General features: G+C 72.5%; 26 protein-coding genes. 19 read left to right on the top strand and 7 right to left on the bottom strand.

Features of this window, described 5'->3' with window-relative positions; translation table 11 throughout:
• Positions 1–61 precede the first annotated feature (61 nt).
• The 5 genes from VFL99_RS08485 to VFL99_RS08465 all read left to right on the top strand — a co-directional run bounded on the left by VFL99_RS08485 (position 62) and on the right by VFL99_RS08465 (position 4,658).
• Positions 62–277 (top strand): hypothetical protein, encoded by a 216-nt coding sequence (locus VFL99_RS08485; protein ID WP_325105907.1) that lies wholly within the window; start codon positions 62–64, stop codon positions 275–277.
• The gene (locus VFL99_RS08480; protein ID WP_325105906.1) at positions 274–1,635 is read left to right on the top strand and encodes a serine hydrolase domain-containing protein; all 1,362 of its coding nucleotides are present in this window, start codon (positions 274–276) and stop codon (positions 1,633–1,635) included. Before VFL99_RS08485 ends, VFL99_RS08480 begins: the two co-directional genes overlap by 4 nt.
• 76 nt (positions 1,636–1,711) lie before the next feature.
• Positions 1,712–2,119, top strand: coding sequence for an SRPBCC family protein (locus VFL99_RS08475; protein ID WP_325105905.1), 408 nt, complete (start codon positions 1,712–1,714; stop codon positions 2,117–2,119).
• A gap of 70 nt (positions 2,120–2,189) precedes the next feature.
• The gene (locus tag VFL99_RS08470) at positions 2,190–2,687 is read left to right on the top strand and encodes a DinB family protein (RefSeq protein WP_325105904.1); all 498 of its coding nucleotides are present in this window, start codon (positions 2,190–2,192) and stop codon (positions 2,685–2,687) included.
• A gap of 132 nt (positions 2,688–2,819) precedes the next feature.
• Complete coding sequence (locus VFL99_RS08465) at positions 2,820–4,658, top strand: hypothetical protein (RefSeq protein ID WP_325105903.1); 1,839 nt, start codon at positions 2,820–2,822, stop codon at positions 4,656–4,658.
• A 140-nt stretch (positions 4,659–4,798) separates the two neighbouring features.
• On the opposite strand, the gene VFL99_RS08460 is transcribed toward VFL99_RS08465, so the two are convergent.
• Positions 4,799–5,731 (bottom strand): LLM class flavin-dependent oxidoreductase, encoded by a 933-nt coding sequence (locus VFL99_RS08460; protein ID WP_325105902.1) that lies wholly within the window; start codon positions 5,729–5,731, stop codon positions 4,799–4,801.
• A 100-nt stretch (positions 5,732–5,831) separates the two neighbouring features.
• Positions 5,832–6,404: a peroxiredoxin gene (locus tag VFL99_RS08455; protein ID WP_325105901.1), complete on the bottom strand. Its 573-nt coding sequence runs from the start codon at positions 6,402–6,404 to the stop codon at positions 5,832–5,834.
• Positions 6,405–6,526: 122 nt separating this feature from the next.
• Here VFL99_RS08455 and VFL99_RS08450 point away from each other — a divergent pair, with 122 nt between their 5' ends.
• Positions 6,527–6,946, top strand: coding sequence for an MmcQ/YjbR family DNA-binding protein (locus VFL99_RS08450; protein WP_325105900.1), 420 nt, complete (start codon positions 6,527–6,529; stop codon positions 6,944–6,946).
• Here the strand turns inward: VFL99_RS08450 and VFL99_RS08445 are convergent.
• The 3 genes from VFL99_RS08445 to VFL99_RS08435 form a co-directional block, all read right to left on the bottom strand.
• On the bottom strand, positions 6,939–7,412 hold the full coding sequence (locus tag VFL99_RS08445) for a class I SAM-dependent methyltransferase (protein WP_325105899.1): 474 nt from the start codon (positions 7,410–7,412) through the stop codon (positions 6,939–6,941). The two genes, VFL99_RS08450 and VFL99_RS08445, sit on opposite strands and share 8 nt — an antisense overlap.
• Before the next feature lie 9 nt (positions 7,413–7,421).
• Positions 7,422–7,691 (bottom strand): class I SAM-dependent methyltransferase, encoded by a 270-nt coding sequence (locus VFL99_RS08440; protein WP_325105898.1) that lies wholly within the window; start codon positions 7,689–7,691, stop codon positions 7,422–7,424.
• An 83-nt stretch (positions 7,692–7,774) separates the two neighbouring features.
• Positions 7,775–8,356 carry a DUF3043 domain-containing protein gene (locus tag VFL99_RS08435; RefSeq protein ID WP_325105897.1) on the bottom strand — a complete coding sequence of 194 codons (582 nt, stop codon included), beginning with the start codon at positions 8,354–8,356 and terminating at the stop codon, positions 7,775–7,777.
• Positions 8,357–8,467: 111 nt separating this feature from the next.
• Between VFL99_RS08435 and VFL99_RS08430 the strand changes: the two genes are divergently transcribed.
• The 4 genes from VFL99_RS08430 to VFL99_RS08415 all read left to right on the top strand — a co-directional run bounded on the left by VFL99_RS08430 (position 8,468) and on the right by VFL99_RS08415 (position 12,880).
• Positions 8,468–9,856, top strand: coding sequence for a dipeptidase (locus VFL99_RS08430; RefSeq protein ID WP_325105896.1), 1,389 nt, complete (start codon positions 8,468–8,470; stop codon positions 9,854–9,856).
• A 9-nt stretch (positions 9,857–9,865) separates the two neighbouring features.
• Positions 9,866–10,936: a glutathione S-transferase family protein gene (locus VFL99_RS08425; RefSeq protein ID WP_325105895.1), complete on the top strand. Its 1,071-nt coding sequence runs from the start codon at positions 9,866–9,868 to the stop codon at positions 10,934–10,936.
• Positions 10,937–11,016: 80 nt separating this feature from the next.
• On the top strand, positions 11,017–11,703 hold the full coding sequence (locus VFL99_RS08420) for a pyridoxamine 5'-phosphate oxidase family protein (protein WP_325105894.1): 687 nt from the start codon (positions 11,017–11,019) through the stop codon (positions 11,701–11,703).
• Positions 11,696–12,880 (top strand): GNAT family N-acetyltransferase, encoded by a 1,185-nt coding sequence (locus VFL99_RS08415; protein ID WP_325105893.1) that lies wholly within the window; start codon positions 11,696–11,698, stop codon positions 12,878–12,880. The genes VFL99_RS08420 and VFL99_RS08415 overlap by 8 nt, the downstream gene beginning before the upstream one ends.
• Here the strand turns inward: VFL99_RS08415 and VFL99_RS08410 are convergent.
• A complete protein-coding gene (locus VFL99_RS08410) occupies positions 12,877–14,292 on the bottom strand; it encodes a dihydrolipoyl dehydrogenase family protein (protein ID WP_325105892.1) in 1,416 nt (471 codons plus the stop codon). The two genes, VFL99_RS08415 and VFL99_RS08410, sit on opposite strands and share 4 nt — an antisense overlap.
• 10 nt (positions 14,293–14,302) lie before the next feature.
• On the bottom strand, positions 14,303–15,364 hold the full coding sequence (locus tag VFL99_RS08405) for a lipid II:glycine glycyltransferase FemX (protein ID WP_325105891.1): 1,062 nt from the start codon (positions 15,362–15,364) through the stop codon (positions 14,303–14,305).
• Between the two features lie 172 nt (positions 15,365–15,536).
• Here VFL99_RS08405 and VFL99_RS08400 point away from each other — a divergent pair, with 172 nt between their 5' ends.
• From VFL99_RS08400 to VFL99_RS08360, 9 genes are all read left to right on the top strand, one after another.
• Positions 15,537–16,352, top strand: a complete 816-nt coding sequence (locus tag VFL99_RS08400) for a metallophosphoesterase (RefSeq protein WP_325105890.1) — start codon at positions 15,537–15,539, stop codon at positions 16,350–16,352.
• 37 nt (positions 16,353–16,389) lie between these two features.
• Positions 16,390–17,580 carry a glycerate kinase family protein gene (locus VFL99_RS08395; RefSeq protein WP_325105889.1) on the top strand — a complete coding sequence of 397 codons (1,191 nt, stop codon included), beginning with the start codon at positions 16,390–16,392 and terminating at the stop codon, positions 17,578–17,580.
• A 144-nt stretch (positions 17,581–17,724) separates the two neighbouring features.
• Complete coding sequence (locus VFL99_RS08390; protein WP_325105888.1) at positions 17,725–18,114, top strand: HesB/IscA family protein; 390 nt, start codon at positions 17,725–17,727, stop codon at positions 18,112–18,114.
• A 169-nt stretch (positions 18,115–18,283) separates the two neighbouring features.
• Positions 18,284–19,186 (top strand): LLM class F420-dependent oxidoreductase, encoded by a 903-nt coding sequence (locus tag VFL99_RS08385; RefSeq protein ID WP_325105887.1) that lies wholly within the window; start codon positions 18,284–18,286, stop codon positions 19,184–19,186.
• A gap of 26 nt (positions 19,187–19,212) precedes the next feature.
• Positions 19,213–20,199 carry a carbohydrate kinase family protein gene (locus VFL99_RS08380; protein ID WP_325105886.1) on the top strand — a complete coding sequence of 329 codons (987 nt, stop codon included), beginning with the start codon at positions 19,213–19,215 and terminating at the stop codon, positions 20,197–20,199.
• A gap of 23 nt (positions 20,200–20,222) precedes the next feature.
• Complete coding sequence (gene aat / locus VFL99_RS08375; RefSeq protein ID WP_325105885.1) at positions 20,223–20,897, top strand: leucyl/phenylalanyl-tRNA--protein transferase; 675 nt, start codon at positions 20,223–20,225, stop codon at positions 20,895–20,897.
• A 119-nt stretch (positions 20,898–21,016) separates the two neighbouring features.
• A complete protein-coding gene (gene ctaC, locus VFL99_RS08370; RefSeq protein ID WP_325105884.1) occupies positions 21,017–21,913 on the top strand; it encodes an aa3-type cytochrome oxidase subunit II in 897 nt (298 codons plus the stop codon).
• Positions 21,913–23,685: an aa3-type cytochrome oxidase subunit I gene (gene ctaD, locus VFL99_RS08365; RefSeq protein ID WP_325105883.1), complete on the top strand. Its 1,773-nt coding sequence runs from the start codon at positions 21,913–21,915 to the stop codon at positions 23,683–23,685. Before ctaC ends, ctaD begins: the two co-directional genes overlap by 1 nt.
• A 2-nt stretch (positions 23,686–23,687) precedes the next feature.
• Complete coding sequence (locus VFL99_RS08360) at positions 23,688–24,089, top strand: cytochrome c oxidase subunit 4 (RefSeq protein WP_325105882.1); 402 nt, start codon at positions 23,688–23,690, stop codon at positions 24,087–24,089.
• Positions 24,090–24,153: the final 64 nt, after the last annotated feature.

The raw sequence follows: 24,153 nt of genomic DNA, 5'->3' as shown, positions 1-24,153 counted from the left end.
CTTGGAGCGCCAGGGCGCACACGACGGGAGGGCGTCGCAGGCGCTGGTTAGTGTTGAGGCCATGACGGACTCGTGGACGTGGACCTACCAGGACGCCAACGGGGCGCCGATGACGCCGGGCGGCTCGACGATCGCGCCGTTCCCCACGCAGAGCGACGCCGAGAGCTGGCTGGGGGAGTCCTGGCACGAGCTGGCCGACGCGGGGGTGGAGACGGTCACGCTGCTGCACGAGAACGAGGTCGTCTACGGTCCGATGAGCCTCCGGGCCGCCGAATGAGTCCTCCGGCAGAACCGTTGCAGGACAGCACCGTTCGGGAACTGGACCGGCTCGCCCGACAGGCCCAGCACGACTGGCGCACCCCAGGCCTGAGCGTGGGTGTCGTGCGGCACGGCCGGCTGGGGTGGTCGGCCCATGTCGGCTCCGGCCGGTTGGACCCGGCAGCTCCCGCCGACGACGACACCCAGTTCCTGATCGGTTCGGTGACCAAGACCTTCACCGCGGTCGTCCTCATGGCGCTGCGCGACGAGGGGAAGCTGTCGCTCGACGCTCCGCTGTCGACGTTCCTGCCAGGGACCCGGCACGGCGCGGTGACGGTCCGGCAGGTGCTGGCTCACGCGTCCGGGCTGCAGCGCGAGCCGGTGGGGCGGATCTGGGAGGGGCTGCAGCCACCCGACCGCGATCGGCTCCTGCGCGAGCTGGAGGACGCCGAGCAGGTGCTGCCCGCCCACTACGCGTTCCACTACTCCAACCTCGCCTACGCCCTGCTGGGCGAGATCGTCGAGCAGGTCGACGGCCGCCCCTGGGAGGAGGCGGTCAGGGCGCGCATCCTGCGGCCGCTGGGGATGCGGCATACCGGGTTGGTGCCGGACGAGCAGTCGCGGGCACGCGGCTACTACGTGCACCCGCACACCGGCGTCCCGGTCGAGGAGCCGCTCGTCGAGCTGGCCGCGACCGCGCCGGTGGGCGGGTTGTGGAGCACTGTCGCCGACCTGGGGCGCTATGCCGCGTTCCTCGCGGACCCGGTCGAGGAGGTGCTGCGGCCCGACACCGTCGACGAGATGTGCCGGCCGCTCATCATGATCGACCCCGAGGAGTGGACCCGTGCATACGGCCTCGGCTACGACCTGCAGCGCGTGGGTGGGCGGGTGATGGCAGGTCACGCCGGCGGTATGCCCGGCTTCGTCACCGGCCTGCGCGTCCGCCGCTCGGACGGCGTGGGGGCGGTGGTGTTCGCGAACTCCACGGCGGGCGCCGAACCGCTCGGTCTGGCCGGTCAGCTCGTAGCCGCCGTGCTCGACCGCGAACCCGAGGCCGACCAAGTCTGGCAGCCGTCGTCACCGCAGCCCCACCTCGACGGGATCCTGGGCAGCTGGTGGACCGAGGGGTCGGAGATCGTCCTCGAGGTCCGCGACGACCAGCTGTGGGCGCGGGTCCCGGGCGGGCCGAAGCTGTCCGAGACGCGGTTCGAGCCCGACGGGCTGGACCGGTTCCGGGCGGTCGAGGGACGCGAACGCGGTGAGCTGCTCGAGGTCGTCCGCGACCACGAGGGCCTCGTGGACCGGCTGTACTTCGCGACGTATCCCATGACGCGACGGCCGGCCGCGTTCGCGGACGTGGCCGCGCGGCCGACGTGACGTCGGGCGTGCGTGACGTCGGGTGCGCCGTCCTGGTTGCACCGTTGACGTCGGTCGCACCACCTACGTTGGCGACATGAACGTCCGCTCCCAGCACCTCAGCATCGCCATCGAGCGTCCGGCGGACGTGGTCTACGACTACGCGGCCGACCCCCGGAACCTGCCGACGTGGGCGGCGGGGTTGGCCGGCGCGACCGTTGAGCAGTCGCCGGAAGGGGAGTGGTCCACGCAGTCCCCGATGGGCCGGGTCACCGTCCGCTTCGCGTCCCGCAACCAGTTCGGGGTGCTCGACCACGAGGTGGTGCTGCCGTCGGGGGAGAGCGTGCTGAACCCGATGCGGGTCATCCCGGACGGGGCGGATGAGTGCGAGGTCGTGTTCACGCTGCGGCTCCGGCCGGGGATGAGCGATGCGGAGTTCGCCGCCGACGCCGCTGCGGTCCACGAGGACCTCGCCAGGTTGAAGGCGGTCCTCGAGGGGCGGTGATGCCGCCCTCGCGCGTGGGGCCCGGGGAGCACGGCGTCGCGGCCGGGAGGCGCGGGGGTACGGTCGCGTCATGCGGTGGCAACCCGCTGTCCCCGTGTGCGAGGAGTGCGGCTTCGACTGGAACGGCAGCGCCTCTGGGGCTGTCGAGGACGTGACGGCAGCTCCCGCGACAGTGGCTGTCGCGCTCTCTGCCGTGTCCGACCCGTACCGACGGGTGAACGGCCGGTGGTCGGCGGCGATGTACGTCTGGCACCTCGTGGACGCTCTCCGGGTCGGGACCGAGCGACTGCTGACCGTGGCCCTCGAGCCGGACTGGGGTCTTGTCTGCTGGGACGAGCGGTCTCTCGCCGAGGCTCGCCGCTACGAGCAGCTCTCACCGGCCGTCGGGCTCGTGGTGCTCGAACGCGTCGCCCGTGACTGGGCAGAGGCCGCCGCGGTGGTGCCCCAAGAGGTCCTGGTGCAGCACCCGGTGCTCGGGACGGTGACCGCCGCGGACCTGGTCCGACGCGATGCCCACGAGGTGCACCACCACGTGTGGGACATCGCGGGGTCGGAACCGTCGCACTGAGGTCGGGCGGCCCACCGCGCGGTCCCGTCCCGGCTGCCACAGGAGGGGGTCCTGTCGGTGGGCGGGTCTAGTGTTTCGAACATCAGTTGGAAGCACGGTTGGTCGAAGCACCGTTGGTCGAGGGGAGGCGGCATGGCGGAGAACGAGGGCCCGGCCGACGACGGCGTCTCGGGCGTCGGCGGCACCGGCGGCGTGGTGAGGGTGGGCGTGGTGACGGCGCGCGTGGACTCGGCGTTGGAGGCCGAGCTGGAGGGGGTGTTGACGGCGGCGTGGGAGCGGCTGGTCGCCGAGGTGCCCGGGGTGCGCTGGGTGGAGGGGTATGCCGGCCACGCCGGCTCCTCGCCCGGCTCTCCGGGTGTGGCCGACCCGCTGCCGGAGGCTACCGGCAGCCAGCCCGGCGCCTCGGTCGCGGTGGGTGAGGAGGTGATGCCTGAGCCGGTGCAGGCGGCGCTGCGGGCGCTGCTGGCCGCGGCCGCTCCGGGTGGGCTGGTCGGGGTGGACGGTGATGCGGCGCTGGCGGTCGTGGAGGCCGCCGGGGCGATGCGGGGGTGGGCCGATGCGGTGATGGTGGACGCGGCCCGGGTGTTGTTCGAGCAGTTGCGGTCGGTCACCGCCGGCGGGCCGGCGGGCGAGGCTGACCTGCCCGCGGGCCGGCGCGGCGAGGCGTTGGCGCGAGCGCGGTCGTTGACGGTCGATGAGGTGGAGGCGGCCACCGGCGCGGGTCGGGGGCAGTGTCAGAAGCTGGTCGGGTTCGCTACCGCAGCGCCGGTCCGCACGGCCGCCGCGCGGGCGGCGATGCGGGCGGGGCGGTGTGAGTTCTACCGGGCGCAGATCGTCGAGCAGGCCACCGACCAGCTCGACCCCGCGGACGCCGACCAGATTGCGGTCGAGGTGTTGGGGTGCCGCCCCGATGGCAACCCGTGGTCGCATCCGCAGTTCCGAGGCCGGTTGCGCCGCCGGGTGCTCAAGCACCAGGACCCGGTCGTGCGGGAGAAGACCCACCAGCAGGCCGTCGCCGACCGCGGCGCCTGGACGAGTCTTTCCGAGGACGGCACCGCCGAGCTGGCGATCACCGGCGACGCGCCCCGGGTGGTCGCCGCGCGGGAGCGCCTCGAGGCGATCGCCCGCGCCGTGCGCGCCCACGACGGCGGCCGGCGCACCTTGGACCAGCTGCGCTCCGACGTCGCCTTGGACCTGCTCACCCATGGCACCGTCCCACCCCTCCCCGCGGTGACCCCCAGCAGGGGCACCACCGCCGGCGCGGTTGGCCCGGTGCACGGTTCGGCCTGCGCACCGCCCACCGACGCCGACGCCTCCACCCCGGCGGGGACCGCCCCGCCCGAGGGTCCGGTGTCAGAGGCTGAGGACCGGTGGGCGGTGTACCGGGCGGTCGGGGAGCTCCCGGCGGCCCAGGTCAGCCTGACCGTGTCCCTGGAGACCCTGCTCGGGGTGGAGGACGGTGTCGGGCAGCTGGCCGGCTACGGGCCGGTGGATGCCGTCCAGGCGCGCCGGATCGCGTTCGCGCCCGGCTCGGTGTGGTCCCGGATCGTCACCGACCCGTTGACCGGGTGGGCGCTTGACCGCTCCGTGAACCGCTACCGCCCCGACCCGGCCATGGCCGAACAGGTCCGCACTCGCGACGGGACCACCCGAGAACCCGGCTCCACCACCCCGGCGCACTGGCCCACCGTGGACCTGGACCACCACCGGCCCTACACCAGCGACCCCGACGGCAACCCCACCGGCGGCCCGACCAGCGCCGCGAACCTCTACGCCCTGACCCGCCGCGGTCACAACCGCAAGACCCGCGGCTACTGGACCTATGAGGTCAACAGCGCCGGACTGTGCATCTGGACCACTGCCACCGGCCGCACCCACACCACCGCCCCCTGCGACTACGACGAACTCACCAACACCCACCGGCCCCGGGACGCCGACGACCGATCGAGCGACGAACCACCACCCTTTTGATAGGGGCCACCGTGAGTCCGGCGGAGGGCATCCGGGCAGTCCGAGCCGGTGGATGCCGCGGGGTGCGGGGAACGGGCGCACGGGCGGATGACGTGCGCGCCGCGGTCACCACACGTCCGCCCGTCGAGCGGGGGCGCCGCTCACGGAACGAGGGGGCGGACCTCCGCGGCGACGAAGCGGGCGTAGTCCGCCAGATCGATGCCTTGCTCGTCGTCACCGACGGCCAGCAGGATGGTGTGCGTTGCTCCAGCATCCGCATATCGCCCCACCACGTCGGCGACTCCCGCCGCGTCGAGCCCGTGGTCGACCGGGATGAAGGCGACGACCTGGGTCGCGGACGTCACCGCGGCGTCCGTACCGGGCTCGTCCGAGGAAGCGGGTTCCGCTGAAGCATCGCGCCGGTCTCCGACATCGAGCCCACCCGAGGCGCCCCGCCCGGCTGAGGCGCCACGCCCACCCGAGGCGCCCCGTCCGGCTGAGGCGCGAGCGTCGGCGATGGCCCGCACGACCTCGCGAACGCGCTCCGGCTTTGCCTCGTCCGTGAGGATCACCCCGTCGCCGACTTCGCCGGCGAGCTGGACGGTCTTGTCGCGGACGGCGCCCACGAGCACCGACGGCGGCGCCGCGGGCGGCCAATCGAGTGCCACCTCGCTGAGCCGCACGTAGCGCCCCTCCACCGTGACCTTGTCACCCGCGAGGAGCTGACGCAGGGCCAGCGTGTACTCCCGCAACAGCGTCATCGGCGACTCGGCGCGCGCCCCCACCTGTCCCATCCACTCCAGGACGCCGTGACCGACACCGGGCACCAGCCGGCCGGGGAACAGCCGCTCGATCGTTGCGAGCTCCATCGCGGTCAGCGCGACGTTGCGCAGCGGCACCGGCAGCAGCCCGATCCCGACCGCCAGCCGCTCCGTCCACCCCAGTACGGCGGCGGCGGTTGCGATCCCGCTCTCCTTGAAGCAGTCCTCCCAGAGCCAGAGCTGCTCCAGGCCGGCGTCCTCAGCGGCGCGGGCAGTCGCCTTCAGCTGCTCGGGCGGGCGGGACGGGGGGAAGATCAGGCCGAGGGTCGTCATACCGGGTCATCCTGCCGCGGGGCGCCGACAGCCGCACAGACCGGACCCGTCAGCAGCCAGCCGCAGCGACCCGGCCCGCCGCGCGCGACCCCGCCCCACTTCACCCGCCGTGGGCAGCGAGCCAGCGCAGCACCTCGGTGGCGTGTGCGTCCGGCGGGAACACCGGGTAGAAGACGTGCTCGACCCGGCCGTCGCGGACGATGAGGGTGAGCCGCTTGTACAGCCGCATCCCGGCCACCTCGAAGGTCGGCAGCCCCAGCGCCGCCGCGAGCTCGAGCTCGGGATCGGACAGCACCGGGTAGGGCAGCCGCAGTCGCACCACCATCTCCTGCTGGTAGTCCGTGTCCTGGCTGGACAGGCCGAACACCGCCTCCACCCCCGCTCGGCCGAGCTCGAGGTGGTGGTCGCGGAAGTCGCACGACTCAGCGGTGCAGCCACGGGCGCCCGGGATGTCGTCCCAGCCCTCCGGCAACGGCTCGCCGGGGCGACCGGTGCGCGGGTACACGTACACCACCGTCCGGCCGGGACCCAGCGCGTCCAGGGCCACGTCGTCGCCCTCGGTGCTCCGCAGCGTGAGCGAGGGCATCAGCGCGCCCGGCAGGTGGTCGGCCGCACCGTCGTCCGCCGGAACCGGCAGCCCCTCCGGCACGGTCGTCGGGTCGGTCCCCGCCATGGTCGTCCTCGCTCCCGTCGTGTCCGATCCTGCGCTGTTCCGGAGGCTCTCGCGGCTCTGGTCCTCCGGAGGCTCCCCTCATCATCGGCCCCCGACCGCTCGCCGGTCACTAGGCTTCCGGGATGGCCCACCCCAGGCGGTATGACGACCAGGACCCGTGGCTGCGCCGCCTCCGGCAGATCGCGCTCGCCTTCCCCGAGGCGGCGGAGAAGGAGTCGCACGGCCGGCCGGTCTTCTTCACGCAGAAGGTCTTCGTCATGTACGGCGCATCGGTGAAGGGCGACCACCAGTCCCGCGTGTGGGACCAGTCGGTCGTCATCAAACCGGATGAGGAGGAGCGGCGCGCCCTGCTGGAGGATGAGCGCTTCTTCGCGCCCGCCTACGTCGGCGCCTCCGGCTGGGTCGGTCTCGACCTGCGTGCCGCGACGCCGGACTGGGAGGAGGTCCGCGAACTCGTCGACGCGTCCTACCGCAACACCGCGCCGAAGCGTCTGGTGGCCGAGCTGGACGCTCGGGGCAGCACGGTGCCGGACGTCAGGTAGCCGGTCGGCGCGCCACGAGGTGCATCAGCGTGCCGAGCCGCCGGTAGGGGTCGGTGCTCCCGAGCCGCTCCTCCGCGTCGAGCAACCGTGCCAGCTCTGTGGGTTCGGGCACCGCTTGGTCCACCGACACACCGTCGGTCGCGACCCGAACGCCGTACCACTCCTCCACCGCCAGCCCCGCCTCCTCGAGCAGCCGCACCAGCTCGGTACGCCAGTCGGCGCGGGCGTGCACCCCGATCTCGTTGTCGTAGCCCGGTGAGCGTCCCTCGCCCCGCGACCCCTCCAGCTCGTCGAGCATCGTCACCACTCCGGCCCAGTCCCGCCGCAGCGCGGGCCGCCACGCCATGGCCTCCGCGTTGCGCGTCACCACCGACATCACCCCGCCGGGCGCGACCAGCGCGGCGAGTGTGCGCACCGCAGTCGCCGAGTCGGCCAGGTACATGAGCACCCCGTGGCACAGCACCACGTCGTATGCCTAGTGCCGGACCTGCTCTGGCAGGTCACCCAGTGATCCGGCCACGACGCGCACCCGTCCGGTGCCAGGCCGGCCGGCAGCGCCCTGTTTCGCGACGCTGTCCGAGAGCGCCCGACGCATCTCGGGATCGGGCTCCACCGCGTCGACCCGCAGACCTCGCGCGGCCAGCGCGAGGGCCTGGGTGCCCTGACCGGCGCCGACGTCGACGGCACGCGGCGGTGGGGTGGCCTGGCCCTGGGCAGGCAGGTGCGCCGCGAGTTGGCGGGTCACCAGCTCCTGCCGGACGACGTTGCGCAGGTTGCCGAGCCGCGCGAGCCACGGCCCGCGGCCGGCGGCGAACGAGCTGTCTCCGCTCAGCGCGGAGTCCCGCCGCGGTTGATGCCGGGGCGCGGGATCCGGGAGCGCCGCATCTGGAAGGAGCGCATGATCGCGTACATCGCCGAACCCCGCGGCGGCGGCTCGTGGAACCGCTCCTGCACGCCCTTCTTGATCCGGCGCCAGAGCAGGTAGGAGTCGACCACGGCGATGACGACCAGGAAGTAGACGACGTAGTAGACGGTCGTCCGCGCCCACGGTTGCTGGATGAACGACAGCGCGAGCACGATCACCATGAACGGCAGCAGGAACTCCCCGAGGTTCCACCGGCGGTCGACCATGTCCCGCATGTAGCGCTTGACCGGCCCCCGGTCCCGCGGCGGCAACGCGCGTTCGTCGCCGCGCATCATCGCCTCGCGCTGCTTCATCCGCTCGTCGCGGGCCTTCGCGCGGTCCTCCTTGGTGGCCGCCTTGCGGTCACTGGGCACGAGTGGACGCTTCCGGGCCGCCTCCTGGTCCCGCCGCTTCGGGGTGGGCCGGTTCTTCGCGCCCGGGCGCGACGGCTCCTCTTTCACGGCTGTCGGCGCCTCGTCGTCGGCGGCCTTCTTACGTCCGAACACGACCCACACTGTATGTCGTCACACGCCCTCGCCCCGAACCGCGCCTCCCAGCGGGCAAGCACCGGGCAACGCAGGCCAGGAACGCTCAGCCCGATCGGTACAGTCGCGTCCGTGACGGACCGACCCACTGACGCCCCCGCCCCCACCACCTCCTCCGCCGCTGGTCTCCCCGATCGCGTCCACGCGCTGATGCCGCAGGTGCGCGCCGACCTGGAGGCGCTGACCCGCATCCCGAGCGTCTCCCTGGACGCGTTCGACCAGCAGCACGTCGCGGCGAGCGCGCAGGCGGTGGCCGCGCTGCTGCGGGCCGAGGGCCTCGACGTCGACATCGTCACCGAGGGCGGCCGCCCCGCCGTGATCGGGCACGTCGCAGGGCCCGAGGGTGCCCCGACCGTCACGCTGTATGCCCACCACGACGTCCAGCCGCCGGGGGACGACGCGGATTGGGACACCCCGCCGTTCGAGCCGATCGAGCGTGAGGGCCGTCTCTACGGCCGGGGTGCCGCCGACGACAAGGCCGGCATCATGGCGCACATCGCGGCACTGCGCGCCCACGCCGGCAAGCTCCCGGTCGGCGTCACCGTGTTCGTCGAGGGCGAGGAGGAGATCGGCTCCGACAGCCTGCCGCGGATCCTCGAGCGGCACGGCGCCAGGCTGGCGGCCGACGCCATCGTCCTCGCCGACTCGCAGAACTGGGCGATCGGCACCCCGGCCCTCACCACCACACTGCGTGGCCTGGTTCGGGTCGTCGTCGAGACCCACGCCCTGGACCACGGCATCCACTCCGGCATGTTCGGCGGCGCCGTGCCCGACGGGATCACCGCCATGTGCCGGCTGCTGGCCACCCTGCACGACGAGCACGGCAACGTCGCCGTGCCGGGACTGCGCGAGGACACCGCCGCCGACCTGGACTTCACCGAGGAGCAGCTGCGCGCCGACTCCGGGCTGCTCGAGGGTGTGCAGACGATCGGCACCGGGTCGCTGCTGGACCGGCTGTGGGCCAAGCCGTCGCTGACCGTCATCGGCATCGACGCCCCGAGTGTGGACAGGGCCGCGAACCTGCTCTCCCCGTCCTGCCGCGCCAAGGTGTCGATGCGGATCGCTCCGAGCGAGAGCCCGCGCACGGCATACGAGGCGTTGCGCAACCACCTGGAGGAGCACGCGCCGTGGGGCGTCAAGGTGAGCGTGGCGCTGGACGACGAGGGCGCTGGCTTCGCCGCGGACGCCCAGGGACCGGTCTACGACCAGGCGAGGGCGGCGTTCGCCGACGCGTGGGGCACCGACCCGGTCGACATCGGCGTCGGCGGCTCCATCCCGTTCGTGGCCGCGTTCGCCGAGAGGTTCCCCGACGCCGCGATCCTCGTCACGGGGGTGGAGGACCCGGACACCCGCGCGCACGGCGCCAACGAGAGCCTGCACCTGGGCGAGTTCGAACGCGTGTGCCTCGCCGAGGCGGCCCTGTTGGCGCGGCTGGGTTCGTTGGCGGGCAACGAGGGGTAGGGGACCGGTATGACGCAGACGCAGGAGACGACCAGAGCCGGCAGCTACGTCGAGGACAGCTTCGAGCGCGACACCAACTACATCCAGGACCGGATCACCGCCGACGGCTCCGGCGAGTGGCCGGTGGAGCCGGGTCGCTACCGGCTGATCGCGGCGCGCGCCTGCCCGTGGGCGAACCGGACCATCATCGTGCGCCGGCTGCTCGGGCTGGAGGACGTGCTGTCCATGGGGCTCGCCGGGCCGACCCACGACAAGGACAGCTGGACCTTCGACCTCGACCCCGGTGAGGTGGACCCGGTGCTGAAGGTGCACCGGCTCAAGGAGGCCTACGAGAAGCGCTTCCCCGGCTACCCGCGCGGCATCACGGTCCCCGCAATCGTGGAGGTCTCGAGCGGCAAGGTCGTCACCAACGACTTCCCGCAGATCACCGTCGACATGGAGACGCAGTGGCGTGCCTACCACCGCGAGGGGGCCCCGGACCTCTATCCCGAGCCGCTGCGCGACGAGATTGAGGAGGTGTCCCAGCGGGTCTACGAGGACGTCAACAACGGCGTCTACCGTGCTGGGTTCGCGGGCACCCAGGAGGCCTACGACGCGGCTTACCACCAACTGTTCGACGCCCTCGACTGGCTCTCCGACCGGTTGGCGACGCAGCGCTACCTCGTCGGCGACACGATCACCGAGGCGGACGTGCGGCTGTTCACCACGCTGGCGCGGTTCGATGCCGTCTACCACGGCCACTTCAAGTGCAACCGCAACAAGCTCTCCGAGCAGCCGGTGCTGTGGGACTACGCCAAGGACCTGTTCCAGACCCCGGGCTTCGGCGACACCACCGACTTCACCCAGGTCAAGCAGCACTACTACTGCGTGCACACCGACATCAACCCGACCCGGATCGTGCCGGCGGGCCCGGACCTGACGGTCTGGGGCGAGCCGCACGGGCGGGAGAAGCTCGGCGGCCGGCCGTTCGGCGAGGGCAGCCCGCCGGGGCCCCCGCCGGAGGGCGAGCGCGTGCCGTCGGCGAACAACCCGCTCGTGGACGGCACCGGCATGGTCGTCGCGGCGGGCGCGACCCGCTGATCCGCCGGATAGGCACGTTGATGAGGCGTGTCACGACGAATTCTGTTGACGGCGGCTGAGACCGCCACGATTATCGTGGCGTGCGTACCGAACTGACCCGGCTGCCCGAGAAGGGCGTCACCGACCGAGGCGTCCTCCACGCGCTGCTCGACGAGGCACTCGTCGCACACGTCGGCCTGGTCGCCGAGGGCCAGCCGGTGGTGATCCCGACCGCGATGGCCCGGGACGGTGACCACCTGCTCATCCACGGCTCGACCGGCTCGCGCTGGATGCGTGCGCTCGCGGCCGGGGCACCGGCCTCCGTGGCCGTGACGGCCCTCGACGGGCTGGTCGTGGCGCGGTCGGCGTTCGAGTCCTCGGTGCACTACCGCAGCGCCGTGCTGTTCGGCCGGTTCCACCCGGTCGTCGGCACCGAGAAGGCCGCCGCGCTGACCCTGCTGACCGACGCCCTCATCCCCGGGCGGTCGCGCGAGGTTCGCGAGTCCACGGCCAAGGAGCTCGCCGCGACGCTCGTGCTGGCCCTGCCGATCGAGCGCTGGTCGTTGAAGGTGTCCGACGGCTGGCCCGAGGACGAGGAGGACGACGTCGCCGGCCCGGCCTGGGCCGGTGTCGTGCCGATCCGCCGGGTCTACGAGGCACCGGAGCCGGCCCCCGACCTCGGGCCGGGCCGACCGGTGCCCGCGTCGGTGCGCGCCCTGACCGGCGGTGGTGCGACAAATCCTGCGACGGCGCCGGTCGGCACTGGCTACAGTCGCGCGGGTGAGTGACCTGCAGCTGCGCGACCTGACCGAGCGGGACTTCGAGGCGGCGCTGGACGTGCGCAACCGCTCGTTCGGCATCCTGCCCCCGGCCGACCGCCCCTGGTGGGAGCGGGCGCAGCGCCAGGCGATCGAGACGCACCGGGCGGTGGCGGTGTTCGACGGCGACCAGCTGGTCGCCCACGCCAAGGCCCGCCCCTTCCAGCAGGTCTGGGGCGGCCGGCCCCTGCCGATGGGCGGCGTCGCCGGCGTGGTCGTCGCACCCGAGTACCGCCGGCGCGGCGTCGGCAGCCTGCTCATGCGCGGCCTCACCGACCGGATGGTCGAACTCGGCGACGCGGTCTCGGCGCTGTACCCGGCCACGATGCCGCCCTACCGCAAGCTGGGCTGGGAGCTGGCCGGCGCGCAGCACCGCTACAGCTTCCCCTCGGCGGCGCTGCGCCTGCTGGAGTCGGTCGCCCGCACGCCGCCGGTGCCCGTGCGCCGGGTGGGCCCCGACGAGTCCGCCGAACTGGTCGAGCTGGTGCGGCGCCACCACGCCCGTCACCGCTCCAGCGGCCCGCGGGTCTACACCGAGGCCGACCTGCGCCGTGAGCTCTCCGAGCCGGACGTGTTCGCCTACCGCACCGAGGACGGACTCGCGCTCTACGAGTGGTCGGGCGGCGACCTGACGGTCTCCTGCGTCTTCGCCGAGCGCGAGGAGTCGCTGCGCGCCCTCTGGTCCGTCGTCGGGTCCGGGTCGTCGGTCGCCCCGACCGTGCACGCCTACCTGGCCCCGCACGACGCTCTTCCCCTGCTGCTCGCCGAGAAGGCCGGGCACGACGTCCGGGTCGAGCGGTGGATGTTCCGTGTGCTCGACCCCGCCGCGGCGGTGGCCGGCCGCGGCTTCCCCTCCGGCCTCGACCTCGACGTGACGTTGACCCTCGAGGACCCGGTGCTGCCCGACGCCTCGGGCACCTGGCGCCTCATCGTGGCCGACGGCCGTGGGGCGCTCGAGCAGGTGGGTGGACAGCGGTCGCCGTGGGACGGCATACGGCTGGGTCCGCGCGGCTTCGCCGCCCTGTATGCCGGCACGCCCCCAGCCGTGCTGCGTTCCGCTGGTCTGGCCAGTGGGGGAGCGCCGGAGGCGGACGCGGCCCTGGAGGCGGCGTTCGCGGCGCGGCCGTACCTGCTGGAGTACTTCTAGCAGCCGGCCTGCTCCAGCAGCCGGAGCCACACCTCGCTCATCGTCGGGAACGACGGCACGGCGTGCCAGAGCCGGTCCAGTGGCACCTCGCCCACCACCGCGATGGTCGCGGCGTGCGCCATCTCCTGCACGTCCTGCCCGACGAACGTGACGCCGACGAGCACGCCGCGGTCCTCGTCCACGACCATCCGGGCGCAGCCGGTGTAGCCGTCGGCCTGCAGGGAAGCGCCCGCGGCCGAGGACATGTCCACGTCCACCGTGCGCACGCGCAGCCCGCGCTCCCGGGCGGCGCTGCTGGTCAGCCCCACCGAGGCGACCTCGGGGTCGGTGAAGACGACCTGGGGCGGGCCGAGGTGGTCGGCCCACGCCCGCATGCCCGGCCCGTCGTCGGGTCGGCCCGCGGCGCGAGCCGCGATCACGTCGCCGCAGACCCGGGCGTCGTACTTGCCCATGTGGGTCAGCAGGTTGCGGCCGGTGACGTCACCGCAGGCGTACAACCAGCCGCCGGCCACGGAGGTCACCTGCAAGGTGTCGTCGACCACGACGTAGCCGCTGTCGTCCATCGTCGCCCCGACGGTGTCCACACCGAGGTCCGCCGTGGCCGGTCGCCGGCCCAGGGCCGCGAGCAGCTCGTCGCCGGTGACCGTCTCGCCGTCGTCGCACTGCACGGTCACCTCGCCGCCGGGCCGCGGCCGCTGGACCGTGGTGGCCTGGACGCCGAGCCGGACGTCGACCCCTGCGGCCCGCAGGCCATCGGCGACCAACTCGCCGGCGACGTCCTCGGCGCGGCCGAGCAGCCGCGGCCCGCGCTGGAGCAGCGTGACCCGTGACCCGAGGGCGGCGTAGGCGGTGGCCAGCTCGCAGGCGACGACGCCGCCGCCGAGGACCACCAGCCGCTCGGGGATGACCTCGGCGGTGGTCGCCTGACGGTTCGTCCACGGCTGCGCGTCGCGCAGGCCCGGGATGTCCGGCAGGGCCGGGTCGCTGCCCGTGGCGAGCACGACAGCAACCCGGGCCTCGTGCCGGTGGCCGTCGACCTCCACGGCGCGCTCGCCGACGAGCCGGGCGTGACCGCGCAGCAGGGTGATCCCGGCGTCGTCCAGCCAGCTGACCTGGCCGCTGTCGTCGAGGTGGGAGATCCACGTGTCGCGTCGGTGCAGCACGGCCGAGGGCGCGAGGCGGGCGCCGGTGACACCCTCGACCCGCTCGGCGGCGTGCTGGGCGAGCACCGGGCGCAGCAGCGCCTTGCTCGGGGTGCAGGCGTAGTAGCTGCACTCGCCGCCGACGAGCCGTCGCTCGACGATGGCGACCCGCAGCCCGTCCCGGCCGGCGCGGTCGGCCGCGTTCTCCCCGACCGGTCCGGCCCCGATCACGATCACGTCGAAACTGTCGGCAGCGGACGCGCTCTCCATCTGCGCGACGCTAGCCCTCCGTCGACCCCTCGGCACCTCGTCCGAGCCGAGCCAGCTGTCCAGCAGCGAGCCCCCGGACGTCGCCGACGCCCCGCAGCGCCCGGCGGGCGAGGGGCAGCCCGCGGTCCCACACGGCATACAGGGGGGAGAGGGGACGGTCCCAGGTGCCGGCGAGCAGGTCCTCGTGGTCGGCGAAGCCCTGCTTGAAGTGGCTGATCCCGTCGTTGAGCAGCCCGTTGACGTCGTAGCGCCGCACACCGCGCTCGCGCATCGCCTGGATGGCGTGCCACTTCAGGGCATAGTTCGCCCGCAGCCGCTGCCCCTCCTCGGTCATGCCGCCGTAGAGCTCGAACGCCGTCTCGGCGCTGGCCGCGAGCCACACGAACGCCGCCGGCGCCCCGCCCGAGAACGCGGCGAAGACGGGGGAGTGCTCGCCGAGCATCCGGGCCACGTCGCGGTAGTAGCCGTCCTGGTGCAGCCCGAATCCCGCCCGCTCGGCGGTCTGCCGGTAGACCACGAGGCACGCCTCGAGCTCCTCCGGCGCCGTCACCGCCCGCAGCTCAAGGTCCTCCCGAGCCGACTTGCGGATGTACTGCCGGGTCTTCTTGGCCATCGCCTTCATCAGCTCGTCCTCGTCCTTGGTCAGGTCGAGGATGAGCGTGCGCGGGATGAGGATGGTGTTGTCGGAGTGGCGCCAGCCAGCGGCGGCTGCCTCGGCCGGGACCTCGGTCCAGTCGGGCTCGACCGTCAGCGCGACCGAGCCGTGGCTGCGCCGGACGTGCCCGGCCAGCGCCTCGAGCACCCGCGCCCGGCCCGGTTCCGGCCCCACCGGTCCACGCGGCACGTAGGCCAGCGACTTCAGCGGGAACGGCAGCGCACGGAAGAGCACCTGCGCACCGCCCAGCAGCCCACCGCCGTCGGCCCGCACCAGCACGCGCTCGACCCGCCAGCCATGGGCGGCCTTCGCCTCGCCCCAGCCCCACAGCTGCAGCGGGTGTCCGGCATGGGTCAGGACGAACTCGTCCCAGGCGGACCGGTCCTCGCAGACCTCGACGGCGGGGGTGTGGGCCACGGTGACGACTCTCCAGCAGGCAGGGGACGGGGCCCGACCACCTTACGAGCACCACCCCGGTCGCCGGCCCGCGCCACGCGTCCGCACGCCGGCGCGGATTGCCCGCGTCGTTCCGCTGCCGCCCGCGCTCCCGCTCTGCTTTGATCAGGTCGTGGACGGCGGCGGTGGAGGGATGGCGGCGAGCAGCCCGTCCCCCATGTATGCCGTCAGCGACGTCCACGGCCACCTCACCGAGCTGCGCCACGCCTTGCTCGACGCCGGGCTGGTGGACGCGGCGGACCGCTGGACCGGTGGAGCGGCGGTGCTGTGGGTGCTCGGGGACTTCCTCGACCGCGGCCCGGACGGGGTCGGCGTCATCGACCTCGTCCGCTCCCTGCAGCAGCAGGCCCCCGATCAGGGCGGCCGGGTGGCAGCCGTGCTCGGCAACCACGACGTCATGGCGCTGGCCGTGCGGAAGTTCGGCGGGCAGGTCGTCCCCGGCGGCACCGGCCGGCCGCGCAGCTTCGCGCTCGCCTGGACGGTGAACGGGGGCCGGCTCAGCGACCAGCAGCGGCTGTGCGACGAGCGGGCCGCGTGGCTCGCCGCCCTGCCGGCGATGGCCGTCGACGGCGGGTGGCTGCTGGTGCACTCCGACACACGGAGCTACCTGCACTACGGGCGCACCGTCGACGCGGTCAACCAGGCGGTGCGCGACGTCCTCGACGGCGACGAGCTGACCGAGTGGTGGGAGCTGTTCCGGCGGCTCACCGAACGCCACGCCTACCGCGGCCGCGACGGCGGCGCCCTGGCCCGGCACATGCTCGCCACCTACGGCGGGGAGCGGATGGTCCACGGCCACTCCGTCCTCGCCAGCCTCACCGGGACACCGTCGGCGCAGGTCACCGGCCCGCTGCAGTACGCCGACCGGCTCGTCCTCGGCATCGACGGTGGCCTGTATGACGGGGGCCCCTGTCTGCTCACCCGCCTGGACCGGGTGCCCCGGCCCTGAGGCTCGGTCGCGGCGCGTCGGCTGCGACGATGGCGCCGTGCGCGTCCTGATCGCCCCTGACAGCTTCTCCGGCACGCTCACCGCGACCCAGGCGGCCGAGGCGATCGCCGCGGGGTGGCGCGAGCAGTCCCCCGGCGACCAGCTCGGGGTGCTGCCCCTCTCGGACGGGGGGCCCGGCTTCCTCGACGTGCTCCTGCGGGCCCGCGGCGGCCGCACCGTGAGCGTGTCGGTCAGCGACCCGCTGGGGCGCGAGGTGCCCGCGGCGGTGCTCGTCGTGGACGACGGGGGCAGGCCCGGCGAGGGCGGGCGCGGCGGTGGGCGCACGGCATACCTCGAGGCGTCGCAGGCCTGCGGGCTGCACCTGCTGGCCGAGGAGGAGCGGGATCCCTCCCGCACCACGACCGCGGGCGTGGGGCAGCTGCTGGAGGCGGCCCTCGCCGAGGAGCCGCACCGGATCGTCGTCGGGATCGGGGGCAGCGGCACGAACGACGGGGGAGCGGGCATGCTCGCCGCCCTCGGGGCGGGCTCCCGTGCGGCCCTGGACCGCGGGGGTGCGGCCCTCGCCGACCTGCCCGACGGCGCCCTGGGCGAGCTGGCCGCCGTGCGGGAGCGGCTCGCCGGGGTCGAGCTGGTCGTCGCCGCCGACGTCGCCTCCCCGCTGCTGGGCTTCAAGGGCGCCAGCGCCGTGTTCAGCGAACGCAAGGGGGCCTCGCCGGAGCAGGCGCAACAGCTCGAGGCGGCGCTCGGACGGTTCACCGAGGTCGCGGGCCGCGTGCTGCCCACCCGCACCGACCTGCTCACCGGTGAGACCCGGCGACTGGACCGCCAGCCCGGCGCCGGGGCCGGCGGGGGTCTCGGGTACGGGCTCCTGCTCCTCGGGGCCCGTCCGGTGGGCGGCGTGGACGCCGTGCTCGAGGCGGTGCGCTTCGACGAGGTGCTCCGCGGCGCCCAGCTGCTGGTCACCGGCGAGGGCAGCTTCGACTACGACAGCCTGCAGGCGACGGTGGTCAGCCGGGCGGCCGAGGCGGCGTTGGCGCACGCCGTGCCGACCATCGTGCTGGCCGGGCAGGTCCACGTCGGCCGGCGGGAGACGATGGCGCTCGGCATCACCGGCAGCTACGCCGTGGCCGAGCACCCGGACGAGGTGGCGGCGGCCCTCGCCGACCCGGTCGGCACGCTCACCGCGCGGGCGCGACGCGTGGCCGGCACCTGGTCACCCGCGGGCTGACGTGGCGCGCCCGGTCGCACGGACCGCGGGCCGCGACGTACGCTGGAGGCACCGGGAACAGATCCCGCCCTTCACGAGTTGACGCGTTCAGCCGGGAACCGCGGGAATCGGCAGCCCAGACATCGACAGCGGAGGACGCATCACATGACTGACCAGGTCGACACCCAGGTCCGCCCCGACGCCGCGGAGGCCCCCACGGCTGCTCCCACGCACGGCGTCGTGCTGACCGACGTGGCCGCCACCAAGGTCAAGAGCCTGCTTGAGCAGGAGGGCCGTGACGACCTCCGCCTGCGGCTCGGCGTGCAGCCGGGCGGATGCTCCGGGCTGATCTACCAGCTCTACTTCGACGAGCGCACGCTCGACGGTGACCTCGTGGCGGAGTTCGGCGGCGTCGAGGTCGTCGTCGACCGGATGAGTGCCCCCTACCTCGACGGCGCCACGATCGACTTCGCCGACACCATCGAGAAGCAGGGCTTCACCATCGACAACCCCAACGCGGGCAGTTCCTGCGCCTGCGGCGACAGCTTCAGCTGAGCCACCGGCCGGTCGGGCACCACGGGTGGTGCCCCACCGGACCAGCCGAGCGGCCGGCATACCCGCGGGTATGCCGGCCGCTCGCGTCCCCGCACCCCGCACGGTCGCGCCCGCAGGGTCGCGCGCCCGAGCACTTGCCCTGGGCGCCCGGGACGCGCACCGTGGGCCCATGAGACTGGGTCTTCAGGTCCCGAACTTCACCTGGCCGGGCGGCCCGGAAGCGCTCGGGCCGGCCTTCGGCCGGGTGGCCCGCGCCGCTGACGAGACCGGCCTGGCGAGCCTGTGGGTGATGGACCACTTCTTCCAGATCCCCATGGTCGGCCCGGTGGAGCACGAGATGCTCGAGAGCTACACGGCCCTGGCCTACGCCGCCGCCTGCACCCACCGCGTCCGGCTGGGCGCCCTCGTCACCGGCGTCACCTACCGCCACCCCGGCCTGCTCGTGAAGACCGTCACGACCCTCGACGTGCTCTCCGGCGGCCGCGCCAACCTCGGCATCGGAGCCGCCTGGAACGAGGAGGAGCACCGCGGCCTCGGCGTCCCCTTCCCGCCGGTGGCCGAGCGCTTCGAACGGCTCGAGGAGACGCTCCAGATCGCCCTGCACATGTGGCAGGGCAAGCAGGGCCGGTATGCCGGGAAGCACTACCAGCTCGACCGTCCCCTCAACAGCCCCCCGGCCCTGAGCCGGCCGCACCCGCCGATCCTCATCGGCGGCACGGGGGAGCGCAAGACGCTGCGGCTCGTGGCCCGCTATGCCGACGCCTGCAACATCTTCGAGATGGGCCACGACGCCATCGCGCACAAGCTGGCGGTGCTGCGCGAGCACTGCGAGCGGGAGGGCCGCGACTACGCCGACCTCCGGCGCACGACGCTCGGCCGGCTGCGGCTCGCGCGGGACGGCGCGGAGCGAGCCTCCACCGTCGACCAGGCGGTCGACCGGTTCGGGCGGCTTGCCGAGCTGGGTGTCGACGAGGCCATCGTCAGCGCCCCGGGTGAGCCGGACGAGGCGTGGTTCGAGCTGGTGGCCCGGGTGGCCGACCAGCTGGCGCCGGTGACGCCGACCGGGCGCTGACCGGCCGACACGATAGGTTCGCTGTCGTGCGCATCGCAGTCACGGGCTCCATCGCGACCGACCACCTGATGACCTTCGAGGGCCGGTTCGCCGACTCCCTCGTCGTGGAGCAGCTGGACAAGATCTCGTTGTCCTTCCTCGCCGAGGACCTGCAGATCCGCAGGGGTGGGGTGGCGGCGAACATCGCCTTCGGGATGGGCAACCTGGGGCTGCGCCCGATCCTCGTCGGCGCCGTGGGGGAGGACTTCCGCGACTACCGGTCGTGGCTGGTGCGCCACGGCGTCGACTGCGACTCGATCCTCGTCTCCGAGGTGCGACACACCGCCCGGTTCGTGTGCACGACGGACTCCGACATGGCGCAGATCGCCACCTTCTACGCCGGCGCGATGAGCGAGGCCCGCGCGATCGAGCTGGGGCCCGTCGCCGAGCGGCTCGGCGGACTGGACCTCGTCGTGGTCAGCCCGAACGACCCCGAGGCGATGCTGCGCCACACCGCCGAGTGCCGCAGCCGTGGCATCCCCTTCGCCGCCGACCCCTCCCAGCAGCTGGCCTGGATGGACGGGGAGTCGATCCGCCAGCTCATCGACGGCGCGACCTACCTGTTCACCAACGAGTACGAGGCCGCCCTCGCCGAGCAGAAGACCGGCTGGAGCCCGGCGGAGATCGCCGAGCGGGTGCACACCCGCATCATCACCAAGGGCCGGGACGGGGTGACCGTCGCGGCGAAGGGTCAGGACCCGGTGCACGTGCCCATCGCCCGCGAGGCCCGCACGGCCGACCCGACCGGGGTGGGCGACGCCTTCCGGGCCGGCTTCCTCGCCGGTCTCGGCTGGGGCCTGCCGGCCGAGCAGTGCGCCCAGGTGGGCTCGATGCTCGCCACCTACGTCATCGAGACGGTCGGCACCCAGGAGTACGAGCTGGGGCAGCAGCGGTTCCTCGCCCGGTTCGCCGAGGCCTACGGCGCAGGCGCCGCCGACGTCGTCCGACCGCACCTGCACTGCCTGCGTCCCTGACCATCACGCCGAAAGTGCCGTCCGTGCCCGTGGAGCCACCTCCGACGGCCTGGGACCTGCGTGTGTCCGCCGCCGAACCGGGGGAGGACCTCGTGGGGGTGGGCGCCGACCTCGAGCCGGGCACCATCCTCGCCGCGTACCGGGCAGGGATGTTCCCGATGGGGCTCGGCGACAACGGCACCGACCCGATGGGCTGGTGGTGCCCCGACCCGCGGGGGGTGCTGCTGCCCGGCGGCTTCCACGCGAGCCGTTCCCTGCGCCGCTCGGCCCGGTCGATGGAGGTGCGGGTCGACACCGCGTTCGCCGACGTGGTGCGCGGCTGTGCCGCGCCACAGCGGCGGGGGAGGTGGATCACCCCGGCCGTGCTCACGGCATACACGCGGTTGCACGAGCTGGGGTGGGCCCACTCGGTCGAGGTGTGGCAGGGGCCCGACCTGGTAGGGGGTCTCTATGGGCTGGCCATCGGCGGCCTGTTCGCCGGGGAGTCGATGTTCCACCGGGCGACCGACGCGTCCAAGGTGGCCGTCTGGGCGCTGACCGACCTCGTCTTCGCCGACGGGGACCCGTGCCGCCTCATCGACGTGCAGTGGCGGACCCGCCACCTGGCCACGCTCGGGGTGGTCGAGACCAGCCGCGCGGACTACCTTGCGCGCCTCGAGCGGGCCCTCCTCGCGGAGCTGCCGCCCGCCTTCGCGTGAGCACGTCGCGGCCCGTCCCGACACCCGTCTCGACACCCGGTCCGACATGGTCAACCCTGCGCGCACCACCGGGTCACGCTGGAGTAGGGTTCCCGTGTTGCTGGTCGATTTCATGGAAGGTGCGTCCGTTGCGTCGGCACGATGACACTTCCGCGCGCGTGAAGCCGCGGCGGGCACTGGTGGCCGCCGGTCTGGCGGCGCTGTGTGCGGTGGCCCTTAGCGGCTGCAGCCCTGTCCTGCACCGGGGCTTCCTGCCCAAGGGAGTCACCAAGCAGTCCCTGTTGGTCGAGCGGCTCTGGGTGAACGGCTGGATCGCCGCCCTGTGCGTCGGCGTGCTCGTGTGGGGGCTGATCATCTGGTCGGTCATCCGCTACCGCCGCCGCAAGGACGACATCGGCCTGCCGGTGCAGATGCGCTACAACGTGCCGATCGAGATCCTCTACACCGTCGTTCCGGTGTTCATGATCGCGGTGTTCTTCACCTACACCCAGCGCTACGACGTCCAGCTGCTCGACACCAGCAAGAAGCCCGACCTGACCGTCAACGTCGTCGGCAAGCAGTGGAGCTGGGACTTCAACTACGTCGAGCCCAACACCTACGAAGCCGGCACCCAGGCCGAGCTGACCGGCAAGCCCGGTGTCGAGAAGAAGCTGCCGACCATGTGGCTGCCGGTCGACAAGCGGGTCGAGTTCGTGCTCACCTCGCGCGACGTCATCCACTCGTTCTGGGTTCCCCAGTTCCTCATGAAGATGGACATCATGCCGGGGCGCGTGAACAAGTTCGCCGTCAACACGACGGAGACCGGTACGTTCCAGGGCAAGTGCGCCGAGCTGTGCGGCGCCTACCACTCGGCGATGCTCTTCAACGTGAAGGTCGTTCCTGAGAAGGAGTTCCAGCAGCACATGGCGAAGCTGAAGGCGGAGGGCAACGTCGGCCAGCTCCCGACCTCCTTGGGTCGATCCAAGTTGGTGCACGGAGAGCAGAAACTCCTGCCGAAGAGCGACAGGAGCAAGTAATGGCGACCATCACCACCGCCCCGGAGCTGACCAGGGCGGGCGCCCCCCGACGTGCCCGGACCCCTGGGCGGCTCGTCTCCTCGTGGCTGTCGACGACGGACCACAAGGTCATCGGCAACCTGTACTTCATCACCTCGTTCTTCTACTTCCTGTTCGGCGGCGTGCTGGCACTGCTCATCCGCGCCGAGCTGTGGGAGCCGGGGCTGCAGATCGTGCAGGACCCGCAGCAGTACAACGAGCTGTTCACGATGCACGGCACGATCATGCTGCTGCTGTTCGCGACTCCGCTGTTCGCCGGCTTCGCGAACGCGATCATGCCGATCCAGATCGGCGCGCCGGACGTCGCGTTCCCGCGGCTGAACATGCTCTCCTACTGGTTGTACTTCTTCGGCGCGGCGATCGCGTGCGCCGGCTTCCTCACCCCGCAGGGCGCGGCCGCGTTCGGCTGGTTCGCCTACGCGCCGCTGTCCGACACGACCTACAGCCCCGGCCTCGGCGGCAACCTGTGGGTGTTCGGACTCGCGATGACCGGGTTCGGCACGATCCTCGGTGCCGTCAACTTCATCACGACCATCATCTGCATGCGCGCCCCCGGCATGACGATGTTCCGGATGCCCATCTTCACCTGGAACATCTTGGTCACGTCGCTGCTCGTGCTCATGGCCTTCCCGGTGCTGGCGGCGGCGTTGTTCGGGCTCGGCGTCGACCGGATCCTCGGCGGTCAGATCTTCGAACCCGCGAACGGCGGTGCCATGCTCTGGCAGCACCTGTTCTGGTTCTTCGGACACCCGGAGGTCTACATCATCGCGTTGCCCTTCTTCGGCATCGTGACCGAGATCTTCCCGGTGTTCTCCCGCAAGCCGCTGTTCGGCTACAAGGGCATGGTGATGGCGACCGTCTCCATCGCGGCCCTGTCGGTCGGCGTGTGGGCGCACCACATGTACGCCACCGGTCAGGTCCTGCTGCCCTTCTTCGCAGTCATGACCATGCTCATCGCGGTGCCCACCGGCATGAAGTTCTTCAACTGGGTCGGCACGATGTGGCGCGGGTCGCTCAGCTTCGAGACGCCGATGCTGTGGTCGCTCGGCTTCCTGGTGACCTTCCTGTTCGGTGGTCTCACCGGTGTCATCCTGTCCAGTCCCGCGCTCGACTTCCACATCTCCGACACCTACTTCGTCGTGGCGCACTTCCACTACGTCGTGTTCGGCACGGTGGTGTTCGCGATGTTCGCCGGCTTCTACTTCTGGTGGCCCAAGCTCACCGGCAAGATGCTCGACGAGCGGCTCGGCAAGATCCACTTCTGGCTGCTGTTCATCGGCTTCCACACCACCTTCCTCATTCAGCACTGGCTCGGTGTCATCGGCATGCCGCGGCGCTACGCTGACTACATGCCCGAGGACGGGTTCCAGTGGATGAACGACGTGTCGACGATCGGTGCGTTCATCTTGGGTGCGTCGATGATCCCGTGGTTCTACAACCTGTGGAAGACGGCGAAGTACGCACCGTTGGTGGAGAGCGACGACCCGTGGGGCTACGGAGGCTCGCTGGAGTGGGCGACCTCGTCGCCGCCGCCCCGGCACAACTTCGACTCCATCCCGCGGATCCGCTCCGAGCGGCCGGCGTTCGACCTGCACCACCCGGAGGTTGCGGAGCTCGACTCGCCGACTCCTGACAAGAACACCTTGGACAGTCTGCTCGGGGAGCCGGACCTGGACCACGAAGGCGGCCTGACGACGGATTCGCGCCGTCGGAACGAGGATGAGAGGCGCTGACGATGAAGGTCGAAACGGGCGTGTTCGCCGGCCTGACGGTGTTCTTCGCGGTGGTCGGCACGCTCTATGGCATGTGGGGCGACTGGTACGAACCGGTCGGTTTCATCGCGTTGTACCTTGCTGGCGGGCTATCGGCCCTCATCGGGTTCTACATGTTCTGGACCGGCCGCAAGCTCGAGCCGCGTCCGGAGGACGACCCCGACGGCGAGATCGCGCAGGCCGAGGGCGACTACGGGTTCTTCAGCCCGCACAGCTGGTGGCCGCTGGCCCTCGGCGCCAGCAGCGCCGTGATCTTCGCCGGCCTGGCCGTCGGCTGGTGGCTGGTGATCCTCGGGATCCCGTTCGCGGTCCTGGCCACCATCGGCTGGACGTTCGAGTACTTCCGCGGCGACCACGCGCTCTGAGCCTTGTTCGGTGTCCTGAGCCGCTGAGCTGAGCTGGGGCCGGCCAGGCTCGCCGGCCACGCGT

The organism is Segeticoccus sp., assembly GCF_035708005.1.
This window is presented reverse-complemented; position numbering and strand designations above follow the sequence as displayed.